The organism is Streptomyces davaonensis JCM 4913, from assembly GCF_000349325.1.
Taxonomy (GTDB): Bacteria; Actinomycetota; Actinomycetes; order Streptomycetales; family Streptomycetaceae; genus Streptomyces; species Streptomyces davaonensis.
Window position 1 is genome coordinate 2,382,779 of record NC_020504.1, and the last position, 20,709, is coordinate 2,403,487.

General features: G+C 75.3%; 4 protein-coding genes and 1 pseudogene. All 5 read right to left on the reverse strand.

Annotated features, from left to right (window positions below; translation table 11 throughout):
- Nucleotides 1–18: 18 nt before the first annotated feature.
- A pseudogene (locus BN159_RS47725) lies at nt 19–1,425 on the reverse strand (beta-ketoacyl [acyl carrier protein] synthase domain-containing protein); the annotation flags it as partial.
- The gene (locus BN159_RS10395) at nt 1,422–6,833 is read right to left on the reverse strand and encodes a type I polyketide synthase (RefSeq protein ID WP_015656913.1); all 5,412 of its coding nucleotides are present in this window, start codon (nt 6,831–6,833) and stop codon (nt 1,422–1,424) included. The gene BN159_RS10395 and the pseudogene BN159_RS47725, both read right to left, overlap by 4 nt.
- Nucleotides 6,830–13,363, reverse strand: coding sequence for a type I polyketide synthase (locus BN159_RS10400; protein ID WP_015656914.1), 6,534 nt, complete (start codon nt 13,361–13,363; stop codon nt 6,830–6,832). Before BN159_RS10400 ends, BN159_RS10395 begins: the two co-directional genes overlap by 4 nt.
- Nucleotides 13,364–13,374: 11 nt before the next feature.
- The gene (locus BN159_RS10405; RefSeq protein ID WP_015656915.1) at nt 13,375–18,297 is read right to left on the reverse strand and encodes a type I polyketide synthase; all 4,923 of its coding nucleotides are present in this window, start codon (nt 18,295–18,297) and stop codon (nt 13,375–13,377) included.
- A complete protein-coding gene (locus BN159_RS10410) occupies nt 18,294–20,585 on the reverse strand; it encodes an acyltransferase domain-containing protein (protein WP_015656916.1) in 2,292 nt (763 codons plus the stop codon). The genes BN159_RS10405 and BN159_RS10410 overlap by 4 nt, the downstream gene beginning before the upstream one ends.
- Nucleotides 20,586–20,709: the final 124 nt, after the last annotated feature.

A 20,709-nucleotide genomic window follows, 5' to 3' on the forward strand; every position in this document is an offset into this window, starting at 1 on the left:
GGCGCGGGCGAGTTCGTCGGGGCCGCGGGCGCTCAGCAGCAGCACCTGCGGCACCGGCTCCCCGGCCGACGGCGGTGTGGTCGGCTCCGGTGCCGTGGGCGGCTCCTGAAGGACGACGTGGACGTTGGTGCCACCCGCGCCCAGTGAACTGACCCCGGCCAGCCGGGGCCGGTCCGACGTCCAGGGCTCCAGCCGGTCCTGGATGCGGAACGGGCCCTTGTCCAGGTGGAGTTCGGGGTTGGGCGCGGTGTAGTGCAGGGTCGGCGGGAGGGTGCGGTGCTCCAGCGCCAGGATCGCCTTCATGAGTCCGGGCATGCCGGCCGCGTACTCCAGGTGGCCGACGTTGGGCTTGACCGAGCCGACGGGCAGCGGGCGGGTGCGGCCGGCGAACGCCCGGGACAGCGCGGCGATCTCCACCGGGTCGCCGAGGACGGTCCCGGTGCCGTGGGCCTCGACGTAGCCGATGTCGTCCGCCTCGGCCCCGGCCACGGCGAGGGCGTCGGCGACGACCTGGGCCTGGCCGTCGACGCTCGGGGCGGTGAACGCCATCTTCAGCGAGCCGTCGTTGTTGACGGCGGAGCCCCGGATGACAGCCCGGATCCGATCGCCGTCGGCCAGCGCGTCGACGAGAGGCTTGAGCACGACCACTCCCCCGCCGCTGCCGAAGACGGTGCCGGAGGCCCGAGCGTCGAAGGCCCGGCACCGCCCGTCGCGGGAGACGATCGCGCCCGGCTCGTACAGATAGCCCGTCCGGTGCGGCACCTTGACGGTCATCCCGCCCGCGAGCGCCACGTCGCACTCCCCGCCGATCAGGCTCTGGCAGGCCAGATGGACGGCCACGAGCGCGCTGGAGCAGGCGGTCTGGACGCCGAGACTCGGGCCGCGCAGGTCGAGGGCGTGCGACACGCGGGTGGCGATGAAGGCGTTGTCGCTGCCCGCCATCAACGTGAGCAGTTCCGTGTTGAGCCCCGCGCCGATCAGCTCGCGCGGGTCCTCGTGGGACAGCGCGTGATAGGCGAAGTAGGCGTTGCCGGAGCAGGTGCCGTACACCCCGATGTCGCCCTCGTGCCGCCCCGGGTCGATCGCGGCGTCCTCCAGGGCGTGCCAGCACGTCTCAAGGAACAGCCGGTGCTGGGGGTCGAGCACGCGGGCGGCCTGCGCGGTGAAGCCGAAGAAGTCGGCGTCGAACTCGTCGAAGCCGTCGAGCGGCGCGGCGCGCCGGACGTAGTCGGTCCGGGCGAGGAGCGCCGCGGGGACGCCCTGGGCGAGCAGTTCCTCCTCGTCGAGGTCGACGATGGACTCCCGTCCGGCGCGCAGGTTGTCCCAGAACTCCCCCACCGTGCGGGCGCCCGGGAAGCGGCCCGCCATCCCGATCACCGCGATGGCGTCCGAGTCGGCGTCCGGCGCCGCTGCTTCGGCCGTCATCCGTCCTTCCTCCTGTCCCCGCGCCGCCCGCGCCGGGCGGCCCGCGCCCGCGCTTTCTCGGCGATCTGCGCGGCCTCGTCGTCCACGGGGTCGTCGGCCGATCCGGGCAGGGCGCGGACGACCTCCCGGGCGAGCCGGTCCACGCTCGCCCCCTGGAGCAGCAGGGCCACCGGCAGAGCCATGCCGAAGTCGCGCTGCACCGCGTTCTTGATGCGGACCGCCATCAGCGAGTCCAGGCCGAGTTTCACCAGTGGCCGGGCCGGGTCCAGTTCGCCGGCCGGCATGCCGAGGGTCCGGCCGGCCAGCAGGACCAGCCGCCCGTGCACCGTGTCCAGCAGTTCCTGGCCGGACAGACCGGACAGCGCGTCGGGGCCCGGCCAGTCACCGGCACCCAGCTCCTCCTGGCCGCCGGAGAGCAGTCCGGCGAAGAACGACGAGCCGGTCAGTTCCGGATAGGTCTCGGCCAGCAGCCCGGGGTGGATCCGGGTGACCCCGGCCCGGGTGCGGCCGTGGGCGAGCAGCCCTTCCAGCGCCTCGATGCCCTCCTGCGGCCGGAGCAGGCCGAACGCGGCGAGTTCGAGATCGCGGGCGGCGCCGATCTCGGCCCAGCCGCCCCAGTTGACGGAGAGGGCGGGCAGCCCCGCCGCCGCGCGCCACTGGGCCAGGCCGTCGAGCCAGGCGCTGGCGGCCGCGTAGTTGCCCTGGCCGCCCGCGCCGAGCAGGGCGGCGATGGAGGAGTATCCGGTCCACCAGTCCAGGTCCAGGTCCTCGGTCGCCTCGTGCAGCCGCCAGGCACCGACCGCCTTGGGCCGCCAGACCTTCTCAAGGCTCTCGGCGTCCAGCCCGGCGATCACTCCGTCGTCGAGCGCGGCCGCCGAGTGGATCACTCCGCGCAAGGTGGCGCCGGTCTCGTGCACGGCCTCGACGAGGCCGCGCGCGGTGCCGGGTTCGGCGATGTCGCCGCGCACGACGACGACCTGGGCGCCGGTGGCGCGCATCCGCCGTATCGCCTCCTCGGCCTCGGGGGAAGGCGCGGAGCGGGCGTTGAGGACGACGCAGCCCGCGCCCTGCTCGACCAGGCGGCCGGCGGTGAACAGGCCGAGGCCCGTCAGACCGCCGGTGACGAGGTAGCCGCCGCCCGGGCGCACGACGGGGACCGTGGGATCGGCGGCGGGCAGGTCGGTCGCGGTCAGGCGGGCCAGGCGGCGTTCGCCGGCGCGCCAGGCGATCTCGTCGTCCGTCGCCCCGGACGCCACCTCGGCGGCCAGCTCGGCCAGGCCGGCGGAGCCGGGGTCGAGGTCGAGCAGGGTCGGCCGCAGTTCGGGGTGCTCGAAGAGCAGGCTCCTGCCCAGTCCGCGCAGCGCGACCTGGGCGAGGTCGGGCCGCTCCCCCGGGTCCACGCTCTGGGCACCCCGGGTGAGCAGCCACAGCCGGGGCGGCGGCGCGCCCCGGGCGGCGCGTCCGGCGAGCCCGGCGACGACCCGGCTGACGGCGAGCACCCGGGCGGCGCCTTCGGCGAGGGTGTCCTCGCCATGGCCCGGCGCGGGGCCGTCGGCCCGGAAGAGCACGTCGGTGCAGTCGGTGTCGGCGGCGAGCGCGGCGGCCACGGCGTCCGGGTCCCGCCAGTCGGCGCGGGCCAGCACCTGGCCGGTCTCGGGGCCGCTGCCGTCGGCTCCGTCGTCGAGCACGAGCCAGCGCACGGGACGGGGGTCGGCGGGCGGTTCGGGCAGAGCGGCCCGTTCCCAGGTCTGGGCGTAGAGCTTGTCGTGCAGCGACACGGGCAGCGCGGCCTCGTCGAACTGCTTGAAGTACAGGCCGTCCAGCTCCGCGACCAGGTGTCCCTGGGCGTCGAGGAGGTGCAGTCGAGCCAGGTAGCCCGCCTCTTCGGGCGCGGCCCGGACCTCGGCGTGGCAGTAGGTGACCGTGCCGAAGTCGCCGTGGACGTCGAGCCGGCGGATGCCCGCGGGGAGGTGATGGCGGCCCGGCACCTCGGGCACGCACGCGACCGCCGCGTGCAGACACGCGTCGAGGAAGGCGGGGTGGACCCGGTAGTGCGGGTGCCGGGTGGCCGCCTTCGGCCACTCCACCCGGCACAGGGTCGAGGCGATCAGTCCCTCCCCCGGCTCCCCGGTGGGCCGGCGCACTTCGACGAGCCCGGCGAACGCCGGTCCGTGGAACTGCCCGAAGCGGCGCATCCGGGCGTAGACCTCGGCGGGGTCGCCGAACCCGGGGTGGTCCGCCATGAGCGTGGAGAGCGAGGGCGCGGGACGGTCCGCCGCGAGCGGGTCGCGCCGGTGGACCCGGGCCGTCGCGTGGACCACGCGGGCGCCGGTGTGCGAGGCGGTGGCGATCTCGACGAGCGCGGTGCCGTCCTCCTGCCGCGTCAACTCGGTGGTGACGTCCACCGGTCGGTTCAGCACCAGCAGGTGCCGGTACTCGACGTCCGTGACCCGCAGCGCCTCGGGCGGGGCACCGAACGCCTCACCGGCCGCGGCCAGCGCGATCTCGCAGTAGCCGGTGCCCGGCATCACCACGAGGTCCCGCGAGCTGTGGTCCGCCAGCCACGGCAGCCGGTCGAGACTCACCCGGGCCTGCCAGACGTGCCGTGCCGGGGAGCCGGGCAGCCTGATGTGCGCGCCCAGCAGCGGGTGGGCTCCCGTGTCGGCGGCAGGGGTGCGACGCTCGCCCTCGCTCAGCCAGTACCGCCGGTGCTGCCAGGAGTTGAGCGGCAGGTCGACCGCGGTCCCGGCCGGATGGAACAGGTCCGGGTCGAGCGGTACGCCGAGGCAGTGCAGTTGGCCCAGGTGCGTCAGCAGGGTGGCGACCTCCGGCTGGTCCCGGCGCAGGGTGGGTACGACCGCGGCTTCCTCGACGCCGGCGTGGTCGAGGGTCTCGGTGACCGACTGGGCGACGATCGGGTGCGGGGAGACTTCCACGAACACCCGCAGTCCGTCCCGCGCCGCCGCCTCGACGGCCTGGGTGAAGCGCACCGGGTTGCGCAGGTTGGCCGCCCAGTAGTCGGCGTCGCAGGTCGGCGTGGTGTGCGGGTCGGGGTGGGCGGTGGAGTAGAAGGCGACCCGCGGCCGAGCCGGGGCCAGGTCGGCGAGACGGGCCCGCAGTTCGGGCAGCAGCGGGTCCACCTGCGGGCTGTGCCCCGCTCCCTCGGCCCCCTTGATCCGCCGGGCCAGCAGCCCCTCGGCCTGCCAGTCGGCGACGAGTTCCTCGATGGCGTCGACGGCTCCGGAGACCACGGTCGAGCGGGGTGAGGCTCCGACGGCGACGGAGACGGACGCGTGCCCGGCGAGCCGTCGCTCGGCCTCGTCCCAGTCGAGTTCGACCAGCGCCATGGTGCCCTTGCCCTGAAGGCCGCGGCGCAGCAACGCCACGCGGCGGCACAGCACCCGGGCACCGTCCTCGAGGCTGAGCGCCCCGCTGACCACAGCGGCGGAGACCTCGCCCATGGAGTGGCCGAGGACGGCGGCGGGTTCCAGGCCCCGGGAGCGCCAGACGGCGGCCAGGCCCACCTGCACGGCGAACAGGGCGATCTGGGTGGGCACCCCGTCCGTGTAGTCACCGGCGAGGAGCGTGGCGCGCAGTGACAGGTCCGACTCGGCGGCCACCACCGGTTCGAGCCGGTCCACGACGCGGGCGAACTCCGGTTCCCCGGCGAGGAGTTCGCGCCCCATTCCGGACCACTGGGAGCCGTGTCCGGAGAAGATCCAGACGGCGCCCGCGGCGGCCGCGGGCAGCACGGATCCCACGGGGTTCGGGCCGGGTTCCCCGGCGGTCAGCGACTTCAGGCCGACCGCCAGGGCATCGGGCGAGTCGGCGACGACCACGGCCCGTTCGGACAGCTGGGCGCGGCGTCGGCCCAGGGTGTGCGCCAGGTCGCGCATCCGGACATCCTGGCCGGGGCCGCGCAGCCAGTCGGCGAGACGCTCGGCGTTGGCGCGCAGCCCGCCCGGGGAGGCCCCGGAGACCGGGATCAGCCACGTCCGCTCCGCCGGCTCCGGCGGGCCGGCGGGAGCCGGCGCGGCCTGTTCCAGCACGACGTGCGCGTTGGTGCCGCCCATCCCGAAGGAGGACACCGCCGCCAGCCGCGGGCCGCCGCCGGTGACCGGCCAGTCGGTGAGCGAGGTCGGCACGAAGAGCCGGGTGCCGTCCAGGTCGATGTCGGGGTTGAGCCGCCGGAAGTGGACGTTGGGCGGGATCCGGCCGTGCTGGAGACACAGCACCGTCTTGATCAGGCCCAGGACCCCGGCCGCCTCCTCGCAGTGGCCCATGTTGGTCTTGGCCGCGCCGAGGGCACAACGGCCCTGCCCGCCGCGGCCGTAGACCTCGGTCACCGCCGTCACCTCGATCGGGTCGCCGATCGGGGTGCCCGTGCCGTGGGTCTCCACCAGACCGACGGCTCCGGCGTCGACACCGGCCCGCTCGACCGCCTCGGCCAGGACGGCTCGCTGAGCGGCCACGGAGGGCGAGGTGAGGCTGTTGGACAGGCCGTCCTGGTTCACCGCGCTGCCCCGGATCACGGCACGCACCGGGTCGCCGTCGCGCAGGGCGTCGGAGAGCCGTTTGAGGACGACGACTCCGCAGCCCTCGGCGCGCACGAACCCGGCGGCGTCGGCGTCGAACGCCTTGCAGTGACCGTCCGGGTCGGTGATCCCGCCCTTGTACAGCGCGATGGTCACCAGCGGTGAGCTGATCACGTGGACCCCGCCGGCCAGCGCCAGGTCGGTGTCGCCGGTGCGCAGGGCCTGGCAGGCCAGGTGGACCGCCACCAGTGAGGAGGAGCAGGCCGTGTCGACGGCGATGGAGGGGCCGCGCAGATCGAGCAGGTACGACAGCCGCCCGACCGCGGTGCTGTGCGAGCCGCCGGTCACGGTGTGCGGGTCGTCGAGACCGTCCGGGTCCAGCAGCCGCTCCATGAGGTAGTCGGGGGCGGCGATGCCCGTGTAGACGCCGGTGCGGGTGCCACGCAGGCTCGCGGGGTCGGTCCCGGAGTGTTCCAGCGCTTCCCAGGCCACCTCCAGCAGCAGTCGCTGCTGTGGATCCATGGCGAGGGCCTCGCGGGGCGAGATGCCGAAGAACTCCGCGTCGAATCCGGCCGCGTCGGCGAGGAAGCCGCCCCGCACGTGCGGCATCCGGCCGGGCATGTCGGGGTCCGGGGAGTAGTACGCGTCGACGTCCCAACGGCCGTCGGGGATCCGCGTCACCGCGTCACCGCCCTCGGCCAACAGGTCCCACAGCCGTTCCGGGGTGTCGGCGCCGCCGGGGTAGCGGCAGCCCAGGCCGACGACCGCGATGGGCTCCGGCGTGCCGGGGCCGGCGTCGGCGGACAGCTCGCGGGCCAGCGCGGCCCGTGCCTTGGGGGAGAGCTTGCCTATGAGCCCGGCCAGATCGGTCATCGCTGGTCCTCCTCGGCGTCGGTGCCGGTCGCGGTCGCGTCCCCTGATTCGGCCGCGGCCAGGATCTCCGCCAACAGCTGGGCGTCCGTCTCGTCGTCGGCGGCGGCGAGGTCGCCCTCGGCCACCCCTTCGGGCTCGGGCCGCCCGGCGGCCTCGGCCGCGGGTGCCACACCGAGTCGTACGGCGAGTTCGGCGGCGAGCGAGGCCAGGTCCCCATGCGCCCAGACCAGGGCCGCGGACAGCTTCAGGCCCGTGCCGCCCTCCAGCCGGTTGCGCAGTTCCAGGGCCATCAGGGAGTCGAGCCCCAGGGACGACATCGGGGCCCGCTCGTCGACCGCTCCTTCGCTCCGCCCCAGGACGCCGCACACCTGCTCCACGACGTACCCGGCGAGGATCCGGCGGGCCCGGTCCGGGGATGCCTCCGTGACCCGGGTCAGCAGCGGAGCCGCCGTCGGGCCGTCGGACTCCGCCGGCGCCCGGAGCCGGTCGAACAGGGACGAGTCGCGCACCGCCGGCTGGTCCTTGAACCACTCGTCCGGGTCGAAGGAGACGAACGCCGTTTGGGTGCGCCGCCCGGAGATCAGAGCCTCCAGCGCCGCCATGCCGTCCTCCGGTTCGATGAGCCGGTACCCGCGCTCGCCGAGCTCCTGGGCGAGCCCGATCCGTGCCCAGGGGCCCCAGTTGACGGACAGGGCGGGCAGTCCGCGGGCCCGGCGCCGGTGGACGAGACCGTCGAGCCAGGAGCCGGCGGCGGCGTACCCGGCCTGGCCCGCGTTGCCGAACACGGCGGCGGTGGAGGAGTACGCCACCCACCAGTCCAGTTCGCACCCCTCGGTGGCCTCGTGCAGCCGCCAGGCGCCGAGGGCCTTGGCCCGCCAGACCTTCTCGAGCCGCGCGGCGTCCAGGCCGGCCAGCACCCCGTCGTCGAGGACCACGGCCGCGTGCAGGACGCCGCGCAGGGTGGCGCCGGGTGCTCCGGCCGCCTCGACGAGCCGCCGGGCGGTGTCCTGTTCGGCGATGTCCCCGCGGACGACGAGCACCTCGGCGCCGGCCTCGCGCATCCGCTCGATGGCCTTCTCGGCCTCCGGGGAGGGCGCGGAGCGGCCGTTGAGCACCAGGCGACGCGCACCGAGCCCGGCCAGATGTCCGGCGGTGTGCAGACCGAGGCCCGACAGACCGCCGGTCACGATGTAGCCGCCGTACGGACGGATCACGGGGACGGCGTCGGCGACGGTGACCTCGGTCTCCCCGGACTCGGGCACGGTGATCACGAGCTTGCCGGTGTGCTCGGCGCCCGCCATCGTCCGGAACGCGTCCGCGGCCCGGTCCAGGGGCCAGGTGGTGTGCGGCAGGGGGGCGAGCCGGCCCGCGGCGAACTCCGCGAAGACCTCGTCGAGCAGCTGCCGCATCAGCACCGGGCGGGTGCGGGCCAGCAGGTCGGCGTCGACCGAGGCGAAGGTGAGGGCGCGGGTGAAGGGCAGCAGGCCGAGGCGCATGTCGTCGTGGAGGTCGCGCTTGCCGATCTCCACGAACCTGCCGTGTTCGGCGAGGACTTCGACGCCCCTGCGCAGAGCGGGGCCGGTCAGCGAGTTCAGTACGACGTCCACGCCGCGGCCGTCGGTGGCGGCGAGCACCTCGTCGGCCCAGTCCAGGCTCCGGGAGTCCGAGACGTGCCGGATCCCCATGTCCCGCAGCAGGCGCCGCTTGGCCGGGGTGCCCGCCGTGGCGTGGATCTCGGCCCCGGCCGCGCGGGCGATGGCGAGGGCGGCCATGCCGACGCCGCCGGTCGCGGAGTGGACGAGGACGTGTTCGCCGGCCGTGAGCCGGGCGAGGTGCCTGAGCCCGTACCAGGCGGTGACGAAGACCGAGGGCACGGTGGCCGCCTGGACGGGCGTCATGCCCTCGGGGAGCCGGGTGACGAGGCGGGCGGCCGTCGTGACGTACGACGCGAAGCACCCCCAGCCGGAGGCCACGACCAGGTTCCCGACCGCGAAGCCGGCGACGTCCGGGCCGACCGCGCTGATCCGGCCGGCGCACTCGGTGCCGAGCGGCTGGTCGCCGTCGCCCTGGCCGGCGTAGACGCCCATCGCCTTGAGCGTGTCGCTGAAGTTCAGTCCGGCGGCGCGTACTTCGATCTCCACCTCGCCGGGTCCCGGCGGCCGGCGGTCGAAGGCCCGCAGCTCCAGCGCGTCTAGCCGGCCCGCGCGCCGGGTGACCAGCCGGAAGCCGTCCTCGCCGTAGCGGGCGGTGCGACGGGCCGGCGGGCGGGCGGGGTCGGACAGCGGGGCCGGCACGAAGCGGGCAAGGTGGCGTTGCCGGTCGCGGTGGGCGATGTCGTCCTCACCCGGGTCGCCGAGCAGTTCCTGGAGCACGCTGCCCGGGTCGCCGCCCCGCGGGTCGAGGTCGAGGAGGGTGGTGCGCAGGGCGGGGTGCTCGAAGCCGAGCGTCCTGGCGAAGCCGCGCACGGCGGTCTGGGCGAGTGTCACGGGCTCGTCCGGCCGCACCGCGTTCGCCCCGTGCGTGACCAGCCACAGCCTCGGCCGCTCGGGGGTGCCGGAGGCCTCCAGGGCCGCGTCGAGCCCGTTGACCAGTTCGGTGAGCCGCAGGGTCCTGCGCTGTGCCGTCTCGGCGGGGTCCGTCTCCTCGTCGTCCGGCGGCATGAGCACCACGACGCCCCGGGGTGCCGCGGCGGCCACCGCGCCGGTGAGCGCCGCCGCGCCCGCGTCGAGGTCGAGGAGCACGCACTGTCCGCCGGCCGCGGTCAGTGCCGTGCGCAACCGTTCGGCCTGCGGGATGCCGCCGGGCTCCGTCACGAGCAGCCAGCCGCCCGCGGCGGACGGGGAGTCGGGGGTGAGCGCGGGAGCGGGCTCCCAGGTCTGCTCGTACAGGCGGTCGTCGAGCGGATGCCGGTCGGGCGCCCGGGAGACGTCCAGGACCTCCACGCCCCGTGCGGAGACCAGCACCCGGCCCTCGTCGTCGAGGAGTTCGACGTCCCCGAGGAGCCCGCCGCCGTCGGCGCCCCGGCTCAGCCGGCTGCGCACCAGGCTTCCGGTCGCGGGGTCCGCCCAGCGGCGCAGCGAGCGCACTCCGACCGGCAGCAGCGCGCGGGACGCGCCCGGGTCGGACGCCGCCGGCACGGCTCCGAGCAGCTGCATGCACAGGTCGAGCCGGACGGGGTGCAGCAGCGGCCGCCGCAGCCCCACTCCGGCCTGCTCCGGTACGGCGATCCGGCCGACCGCGGCCTCGGACCGGCCCTCGGCCAGCCGAACGGACGTCACGCCCTGGAAGGCGGGCCCGTGCTGCTGCCCCGCGGCGCGCATCCAGGCGTACAACGTCTCGGGTTCCAGCGGGACTCGGTGCTCGGCCTCCAGCGCGGGCAGGTCGCGCGCCGGGGGGCGCGGCGCCTCGGCGGCGACCTTGGCGACGGCCTCGGCGTGGGTCACCCAGGCGCCGGTGTGGTCCCGGGTGCGGATCTCGATACGGCCGACGCCCGGTCCTTCCTCGGTCAGGACCGTGCTGACGGTGACCGTGCCGTCGACCACGAGCAGCGTGCGATAGGCGATGTCGTGGAGCTCGATGTCGTCGGGCGCGGCGTCCAGCGCCTCGCTCGCGGCGGCCAGGGCGGCCTCGCAGTACGCGGTCCCGGGGACGACGACGCTGCCGGCGACCCGGTGGTCGGCGAGCCAGGGCAGCCGCCGCTCGGACAGCGGCGTCTGCCACACGTGTTGCACGGGCGAGCCGGGCACGACGACCCGGGAGCCGAGCAGGGGATGCGTGCCGGGTTCCGACGGGCCGGCCTCGGCCCCGGTGTCGTACCAGTACCGCTCGCGCTGCCAGGCGGTGGTGGGTAGGTCGGCCAACTCGCCGTACGGGTGCAGGCGTTCGAGATCGACGGTGATCCCGTGGGCGTGCAGCAGGCCGAGTGCGGACAGCAGCGCGGTCCGGGTGGGTTCACCGCGGCGGAGGCTTCCGGTGACGAGGTGGTCGCCGACGCCTTCCGCGCCGAGCGTCTCCCCGATCGAGTGCGTGACGACCGGGTGCGGCGAGACCTCGACGAAGACCCGGAACCCGTCGCCCGCCGCCGCCGCGATCGTCTGGGCGAAGCGGACCGGGTTGCGCATGTTCGCCACCCAGTAGTCGGCGTCGCAGGCGGCCGTGGTGTGCGGGTCGGGCAGGGCGGTGGAGTAGAAGGTGACGGCGTGCTCGGCGGGGTTCAGGTCGCCCAGCAGGGCGCGGAGTTCGGGCAGGAGCGGGTCCACGTGCGGGGTGTGGGCCGCGACGGTGACGCCGGGAACCGGGCGGGCCAGCAGACCTTCGGACCGCCACTGCTCGACCAGGGGCATGACGTCCTCGGCGACGCCTCCCACCACGGTGGAACGGGGTGAGGCGCTCACGGCGACCGTGACGCCCGAGACGGCCGCCAGCCGCTCCTCGACCTCGTCGGCGGGGAGTTCGACCAGGGCGATCATGCCGCCGCCGGACCGTTCGCCGAAGAGCCGGGAGCGGCGGCAGATGACCCGGGCGCCGTCCTCGGGACTGAGCGCCCCGCTGACCACGGCCGCCGCCGCCTCACCCATGGAGTGGCCGAGCACGGCCGCGGGTTCCAGGCCCCGGGAGCGCCAGACGGCGGCGAGGCCCACCTGGAGGGCGAACACGGCGGGCTGGACGTGCTGCATCGGGGCGTCGCCGAGGTCCCGCCCGGTGATCAGCTCGCGCAGACCGATCCCCGACTCGGCCCGCACCACCGGTTCGATGGCGTCGATGACCGCCGCGAACTCCGGTTCGCCGTACAGCAGTTCGCGCCCCATGCCGGTCCACTGGGAGCCCTGCCCGGAGAAGACCCACACCGCTCCGGCGCCGGCCGACGGCAGCACCCGGGTCCCGGCCGACTCGTCGGCGGCCAGTGCCGACAGGCCCTGTCGCAGACCGTCGGCGGTGTCGGCGACCAGCGCGGCCCGGACGTCCCGGTGGGTGCGGCGGCGGCCCAGGGTGTGGGCGAGGTCCGGCAGTACCGCGTCCGGGTGGTGCGTGAGCCAGTCGGCGAGACGCTCGGCGCCCGCGCGCAGGCCGCGGTCGTCGGCGCCGGAGAGCTGGAACAGCCAGGGCCCCTCCCGCTCGGCGGACCGGGCCTCCTCGGACGCCGGGGCCTCCTCGACGACGACATGGGCGTTCGTCCCGCTGATCCCGAACGCGCTGACCCCGGCCCGGCCCGGCCTGCCCCGCTCCGGCCAGGGCACACCGTCGCCGGCGAAGGCGAGCCGGGCCGCGCGTTCGCTGATCCTGGGGGTCCTGCGCGCCAGGTGGAGGTGGGCGGGGATGTGCCGGTGACGCAGTGCCAGCACCGTCTTGATCAGGCCCGCGACGCCCGCGGTCGCCTCGGTGTGCCCGATGTTGGTCTTGACCGAGCCGACGACGAGGGGCCGGTCGGGGTCCCGGCCGGGCCCGAAGACATCGGCCAGTGCCTCCAGTTCGATGGGGTCGCCGAGCGGTGTTCCGGTGCCGTGCCCCTCGATGTAGTCGATGTCGTGCGGGGTGAGGCCCGAGCGTTCCAGCGCCTTGCGGATCGCGGCGCGCTGGGCCAGTCCGTTGGGCACGGTCAGTCCGCTGCTCGCCCCGTCCTGGTTGACGACGGTGCCCCGGAGGACCGCCAGCACGCGGTCCCCGTCGCGGGCGGCGTCGGCGAGCCGCTTGAGAACGACCACTCCGCAGCCCTCACCCCGGCCGAGGCCGTCGGCGGAGGCGTCGTAGGCCTTGCACCGTCCGTCCGGCGCGAGCGTGCCGAAGCGGGACAGGGAGATGCTGGACTCGGGCATCAGCATGAGGTTCGTGCCGGCGGCCAGCGCCAGGTCGGCGTCCCCGGTGCGCAGGGACTGACAGGCCAGATGGACCGCCGTCAGCGAGGAGGAGCAGGCGGTGTCCACCGCCATGGCCGGTCCCTGGAGGCCCAGCTGGTAGGCGATCCGGCCCGCGGCGACGTTGTGCACGCTGCCGGTGACGGTGTAGGCGTCCACGTCCTGCGGGGCCAGCGCGCCGAAGTGCCGGATGCCGTACTCGTGCAGGGTGATGCCGACGAAGACACCGCCGCGCTGCCCGTGCAGACGGTCGGCGGGCAGCCCGGCGTGTTCGAGGGCCTCCCAGGTGACCTCCATCAGCAGCCGCTGCTGCGGGTCCATCGCGGCGGCCTCACGCGGCGAGATGCCGAAGAACGCCGCGTCGAACGTGTCCGGCTCCCAGTGCGTCAGGAAGCCGCCGGAGGCGGACCGGATGGTGCCGGGCACGGTGAAGTCGTCGCACAGGAAGTCGGCGGCGTTCCAGCGGGCGGCCGGGACCTCGACGACGGCGTCCCGGCCCTCGGCGAGCAGCCGCCAGTAGTCCTCGGGGCCGTCGACCCCGCCGGGCAGCCGGCAGCCGACGCCGATGACCGCGACCGGCTCGGTGAGCCGGCCCTCGGCCGCGAGCGCCCTGCGCTCCAGCTGGTCGATGGTGTCCAACGCGCGCTGGAGGACGGCCCGTCGGTCCCCCTGCTGCATGTCCGTACTCGTCACAGGGGGCCCAGTCTTTCCGTCAGGCGGCGGATGAGTTCGTCCTCCGAGAGATCGTCGGTGGGGGATGTCCCGGAGGGGGACGTGCTGCTTGCGGGAGTGGTGGGGCGTGGGGTGCCCTCGGCGGGTGGGGTGTCCTCGGCGTCGTCGCCGCCGAGTTCCGTCAGCAGGTACTCCGTCAGCGACTCGACCGTCGGGTAGTTGAACACCGCGGCGGCGGGGAGGTCGCAACCCAGGTCGCGGGAGAGCCGGACCTGGGTCCTGCTGGCCGTCATCGAGTCCATGCCGATCTGGAAGAACCGCTGGTCCGTGCCGAGTTGGCGCGGCGATTCGAAGCCGAGCAGATCCGCGACGGTCGCCCGGACGAACTCGGTGAGCAGTCGGCCGCGGGCCTCGCCGGTGGCGGCGAGGACACGGGCGGCCTCCTGGCCGGGGGCGGTACGCCGGCCGGCCGTGGCGCGTGCCGGGGCGACCTCGTCGATCAGGTGCAGGGCGATGCGGGAGCGGTAGGCCTCGGCCAGGGTGGGCCAGTCGACCGAGGCGACGACGGTGTGGATGTCGTCCGCGAAGAGCAGGGAGTCCAGGGCGCGGACGGCGAGGGTGTCCGGCATGGGCCGCAGTCCCGAGTCGGACATCAGCTCGCTGTAGTGGACCTGCCCGAAGGCCTCTCCCCAGATACCCCAGTCGATCACCAGCGCCGGCCGGCCGAGGGCGCGGCGGTGGCGGGCGAGGGAGTCCAGGAAGTAGTTGGCGGCCGCGTAGTGGGTCAGTCCGCGGGCGCCGAGCAGCGCGGCGGTGGAGGAGAACAGCACGAAGTGGCGGACGTCGTGGCCGGCGGAGAGCCGGTGCAGCAGGACGGAGCCGTCGACCTTGGGCCTCAGCATGAGGGCGACGTCCTCGTCGGTGAGGTCGGCGAGTTCCGTGTAGCCGCCGGCCATCGCCGCGTTGAAGACGCCGTGCAGCTCGGGCAGGTCGGCGCCGAATCGGGCGAACAGCTCCGTCATGGCCCGCTCGTCGGCCACGTCGGCCCTGACCTCGGTGACCGCCGTGCCCTGCGCCCGCAGCCGTGCCGCGGTGTCGGCGGCGGCGCCGGTCAGTCCGCCGCGGGTCAGCAGGACCAGGTGGCGGGCGCCGAGGGTGGCCAGCCGGTCGACGAGGCTCGGGCCGATGGAGCCGCCGGCGCCGACGACCAGGTGACAGCCGCCGGGATCGAGCGTCCCGGTCGTACCGGCGTCGAGCTTGCCGCGCACGAGGCGGGTGACGTAGCGCTCGCCGCCGCGGAAGGCGACCTGGTCCTCGCCGTCGGAGCGGGTCGCCTCGGCGCACAGCAGCCGGGCCGCCGCGGCCGGGGAGGTGTCGTCGAGGTCGGTCAGCGAGCCCCAGATCTCGGTGAGTTCGACGGCGAGGCCACGTCCCAGCCCCCACAGGACGGCCTGGGCGGGCACGACGCGGGTCTCGTCGGCGACGGTCTGCGCGTAGCGGGTGACCAGGTGCAGGCGGGCCCGTCCGCGTCCCGGTCCGGCCAGCAGCCGGGCCAGCCGCAGCAGTTCGACGGTCAGCCGGTTCGCCCAGCGCGGCGATTCGGGCTCGTCGTCCGGGCTGTCGAGCGCCGCGCAGTACAGGACGTGGTCGACGTCCGCCACGCCGGGCAGCCGCGCGGCCAGTTCCTCGGACGTGAGGTCCCGGAGGTCGCTCGCGGGTACGACGGTGACGGTGCCGCCGTGGGCGGCGACCTGTGCGCGGACGGCGTCGCCGATGCCGCCGCCGTCGACGACGAGCCATCGTCCGGCGTCACCGGCGGGGCCGTCGGGCAGCGGCAGCGGCCGCCATTCGGTCCGGTAGACCCAGTCGGCGGGCACTCCGCTCTGCTCGTCCTCGGCCAGCCGGGCGTCGGCGAGCAACTGCCACGGGCCGTCCTCGGCACGCCGGTGCAGCTGCCAGTCGGCCGTGCCGGGGCCGGTGCGGCGCACCGTGGTCTGGAGGCGGGTCGTGTCCGCCCGTGGGGGCTCTTCGCGCGCGGCGAAGTCCGTCACGGCGGACGAGTCGAGCCCCATCGCCCCGGCGGCGGCCCAGGCGTGTTCCAGGCAGTACTGCCGGTCGAGTGCGGTGCCGGGTTCGACGGGCTTCTCCCACACGCGTGCGTCGGGGAAGGCAGCGAGTTCCGCCGGTGTGCCGAGCGTCGGGTGGGCGGTGCGCCGGAGCACCGCGGCGCCGGCCCGCCAGTGGCGGCGGTGCGCGAAGGCCGTGGGCGGCAGCGCGGCCAGTTCGCCCGCGGGGTGCAGGCGGGGCCAGTCGAGCCGCACGCCCTGGCAGTGCAGGGCGCCGAGGTGGGCGAGCAGGGTGGCCCGCTCGGGCTCGTCGCGGCGCAGCGAGGCGACCACCACGGCGTCGTCGGCGTCCGCCGCGTCCAGCGTCTGCCGCAGGGCGTGGCGGACGACCGGGTGCGGCGAGAGCTCGGCGAACAGCCGGTGACCGGCGGCCGCGGCGGCGGCCACGGCGGCGCCGAACCGGACGGGGTTGCGCAGGTTCGCCACCCAGTGCGCGGTATCGAGGACGCCGGTGTACCGGGAGCCGTCGTAGGTGCTGCTGTAGAAGGGGATCTCGGGCTCCGCCCACCTCAAGTCGGCGATGTCCGACCGCAGTCGGTCGCACAGCGGGTCCATCGCCGGGCCGTGGAAGGCGACGTCGGAGGCGAGCCTGCGCGCGATGACACCGGCCGCCGTCGCGTCCGCCACCAGGGCGTCCACGGCCTGCGGCGGCCCGGACACGACGGTGGAACGGGGGGCGGCGAGGATGGCGGCGGTCAGGCCCTCGTGCCCGGCGAGCAAGCGCTCGGCCGCCTCGGCGTCGAGGTCCAGCGCGGCCATCGCGCCACGGCCCGCGACGGCGCGCAGCAGCCGCGACCGGCGGCAGACGAGCCGGGCTCCGTCCCGGCGGTCGAGCGCTCCGGCGGCGACGGCGGCGGCGATCTCCCCCATGGAGTGGCCGATCACGGCGGCCGGAGGGACGCCGTGCGCGCGCCATACCTCGGCGAGGGCGACCTGGAGGGCGTAGAGCAGCGGCTGGACGCGGTCGGCCGGTGCCGTCCGCAGGTCCTCGCGCAGCGCGTCCCGCAGGGGTACGCCGGTCTCCTCGGCGTAGACCGGGTCGAGTTCGTCGATCACCTGGGCGAACACGGGGTCGTGCGCCAGCAGTTCGGTGCCCATGCCGGTCCACTGCGAGCCATGGCCGGAGAACACCCACACGACGCCCCGGTCGGCGGCCCGGGTGACCGTGCCCTCGCTGTTGCCGACGGCGATCTCGCCCGCGAGGAAGCGGCGCAGCCGGTCCACCAGGGCGGGCCGGTCCTCGGCCACCACGGTCAGCCGGGCCGGATGGTGGGTGCGGCGCAGCGTGAGGGTGTGGCCGACGTCGGCCAGGGGCGTGTCGGCGCCGGGGCCGTCGAGCCAGTCGGCGAGCCGTCGGGCGGTGCCGCGCAGGCCGGCGTCCGTGGCCCCGGACAGCGGGAACAGCAGCGGGGAGTCCACCGCGGGCGCGGGCGCCGTGCCGGCGGTCCGGGGCGCCTGTTCCACCAGGACGTGCGCGTTGGTGCCGCCCATGCCGAAGGCGGAGACGGCCGCGAGCCGCGGCGGGCCCTGGACCGGCCACGGTGTGTCCTCGACGGGGACGAACAGGCGGGTCCCGTCGAGGGAGATGTTCGGGTTCAGCTCCGTGAAGTGCAGGTTGCGCGGCACGACGCCCCGGCCCACGGCGAGCACCGTCTTGATCAGTCCGGTCACCCCGGAGACCGCCTCGGAGTGACCGAGGTTGGTCTTGACGGCGCCGAGGGCGCAGCGCCCCGACTGCCCGGCGCCGTACACCTCGGCCAGCGCCTCCACCTCGATCGGATCACCGAGGGCGGTGCCGGTGCCGTGCGCCTCGACCATCCCGACCTGGGTCGGGTCGACTCCGGCCCTGGTGACGGTGGAGCGCAGCAGGTCGCGCTGGGCGGTGCCGGAGGGCGCGGTCAGGCCGTTGGAACGGCCGTCCTGGTTGACGCCGCTGCCGCGGAGCACGGCAAGCACGCGGTCCCCGTCGCGGAGCGCGTCGGAGAGCCGCTTGAGCAGGACCAGGGCGCAGCCCTCGGTGCGGACGATCCCGTCGGCGCCGGCGTCGAAGGTGCGGCACCGGCCGCCGCCCGCCAGCAGCCCGAACTCCTCCAGCGAGTGGCTGATCCCGACGTCGAGGATGAGGTTGACGCCACCGGCCAGGGCGGTGTCGCTCTCCCTGAGCCGGAGGCTCTGGCAGGCCAGGTGGACGGCCGTCAGGGAGGAGGAGCAGGCGCTGTCCACGGCGAGACAGGGGCCGCGCAGATCGAGGAGGTAGGAGATCCGCCCGGCGAGCACGCTGTGCAGGCCGCCGGTGAGGGTGTACGCGTCGAGCGTCTCGGGGTCGGCGAGGCCGCGCTGGAGGTACTCGTTGTAGTAGGCGCCGACGAAGACGCCGGTACGGCTGCCCGCCAGACGGGCCGGGACGGTGCCCGCGTGTTCCAGCGTCTCCCAGGCCACTTCGAGCAGCAGCCGCTGCTGGGGATCCATGGCCTCGGCCTCGCGGGGCGCGATTCCGAAGAACTCCGCGTCGAACCCGGTGACATCGGCGAGGAAACCGCCGTGGTGCAGGCGCTCGCGGGCGGGCGCGTCCAGACCGTCCGTCCCGGCGGCCGGGGCGCGCCGGCTCCCGGGCACCGGGCCCACGACGTCGCGGCCCTCGGCGAGGAGCCGCCACAGGTCGTCCGGGGAGGCGACCCCGCCGGGCAGCCGGCAGCCCATGCCGATGACCGCGACGGGTTCGGAGGTCACGGCCCCGGCCGCCGCGCCGAGCCGTTCGGCGAGGGCCTCGCGCTGCGGGGGCGCGAGGTCGGAGAGTCGCTGGCTGATGCTCACCGGGCGGCTCCGTCACTCTCGACGGCGCTCAGCAGCAGTTCGAACCCGGAGGGCTGGGCAGCGCCGACCGCCACGAGGTCCGCGTCGGCCGTGTCGGCCAGCCGGGCGGCGAGCACGGGGACCACCTCGGCGATGGTGGGGTGGTTCCACAGCAGGGTGGCCGGGAGGGGGACGCCGAGGTGGTCCGACAGGCGTCGCCGCAGCGCCAGCGAGGCCACCGACTCCATGCCCTGTTCGGCGAGCGGTCGCTCGTCGTCCAACTCGGCAGGTTTGAGGCCGAGTTGATCGGTGACGAGATCTCGGACCGTTTCCGTCAGCCGCTCGGCCAGCTCGTCCGGGGGCAGTTCGTGCCAGTCGGAGCGTCGTGCGGGACCGTCCTGGCTCCGGGTCCGCTCCTGATCCTCGGCCGTCGGCCGCCGCCAGGTCCGGACGGGCAGGTCGACGAGCCGGCCCCGGGGAGCGCGTGCGGCCAGGTCGACCGGGGCGCCGTGGCAGTGCAGGGCGCCGAGCTGGGTGAGCAGAGTCGTCCGTTCGGGGCGATGGCGCAGCAGCGTCGGCAGCACGACCGCGTCGTCGACGCCCTGGGCCCCCAGGGTCTCCTGGATGGACTGCGTCACCAGGGGGTGTCCGGAGATCTCGAGGAAGATGCGGTACCCGTCCTCGGCGGCGGCCGTGACCGCGGCGTCGAAGCGGACGGTGTTGCGCAGGTTCGCCGCCCAGTAGTCGGGGCCGAAGTGGTCCGCACCGCGCGGGTCGTCGAGCGAGCTGGTGTACAGCGGGACCCGGGGGGCGCGGGGCCGAAGGGGCGCGAGACCGGCCCGGACCTCGTCGAGGAGCGGGTCCATGTGCGGGCTGTGCGGGGCGACGTCCGTGGCCACGGCCCGTACGAACCGGCCCTCGGCGGCCCATTGCCCGATGAGCCGCTCCACGGCGTCGAGATCGCCGGAGACCACGGTCGTGGTGCTGGAGGCCCGGATCCCGACGACGACGTCGCCCCGGCCGCGCAGCGCCGCCTCGACCTCGTCCGGCGGCAGGTCGACCAGGGCCATGGTGCCGGCGCCCGCGACCCGGGGCAGCAGGGCGGAGCGGCGGCAGACCAGCAGGGCGCCGTCGGTGGCGGACAGCGCGCCGGCGGCCACGGCGGCGGCGATCTCACCGCCCGAGTGCCCGATGACGGCGGCGGGTTCGACTCCGTGCTCGTGCCACACCCGGGCGAGCGCGGCCTGCATGGCGAAGCAGATCCCCTGGAGCCGGCCGCACCGGGCCTCGGCCACGTCCCAGGTGGCGAGCAGATCCCGCGGGGAGTAGCCGCCCTCAGCCCTGAAGACCGGGTCGACCTCGTCCAGGAAGGCACCGAAGGCGGGCTCGTGCTCCAGTAACTCCCGGCCCATTCCGGTCCATTGGGAGCCGTCGCCGGAGAACACCCAGACGACCCCGGACCCGGCGGCGGGCAGAGCGCGGCCCGTGACGACCCCCGGCACGGAGGCGCCGGCGGCGACGGCCCGCAGTCCGGCCTCCAGTTCACCGGGGGCACGCGCCACCACCACGGCACGCTCGGCGAGGTGCGCCCGGTGCCGGACGAGCGTCGAAGCGATGTCCGCGGGGTGCGGGGCGGGGGGTGCGGCCAGGAGTTCGGCGAGGCGTCCGGCGTCGGCGCGCAGGGCGGCGGGTGAGGAGCTGGACAGCGGGAACACGGCCGGGGACAACAACTCGGGTTCGGGCCTGGGGGGTTCGGGCGCGAGCTCCCCGGTACGCAGCACCGCCTCGGCGAGGTCGACGAGGGCGGTGCCGTCGGCCGAGGCCTCGGCGGGGTCGAGCACGCTGCGCACCGGATCCCCGTCCCGTCGCGCGTCCTCCCACAGCCGGAGCACGAGGACGGCGCAGCCTTCGTCGGCCTCAAGAGGGCTCACCGCGGCCAGCGCCGTGCGGCACTCGCCCTGGCGCAGGCTCTCGCCCGCGAGACGGACGGCGTCGAGCCACGAGGGACAGGCGGTGACGGGCGCGTCGTGGGGCCCGAGGCGCAGTCGCGTCGGCTCGGCGCCCTCGGCCGCGAGGAAGACCGCCGGCCGGTCGCCCTCCAGGCGACGGGGCGGGAGACCCGCGTGCTCCAGCGCCTCCCAGGCGACGGTCATCAGCCGTCGCCGGGCCACCGGAAGATCCTTTTCCGGGAGGCCGAAAAGATCGTGGTCGAACTCTTCCGCCGAAGAGACGCTGCCGACCGGCCGGCCCCCCGCTCCTATCACAGCGATACGGAGTCCGGCGGAAAACCGCCGCCGCTCATCGGCCATGCCGCGTCCCCCTACGTCAGCGAAGTCCGGAAGTCCGAGTGAATGGCACCCGGATTCGGGCGCCACCATCTTGCGCCAAATGGCCGACGGATGGCTAGGGCGCACGGCCTCCAATTCCCGGTCC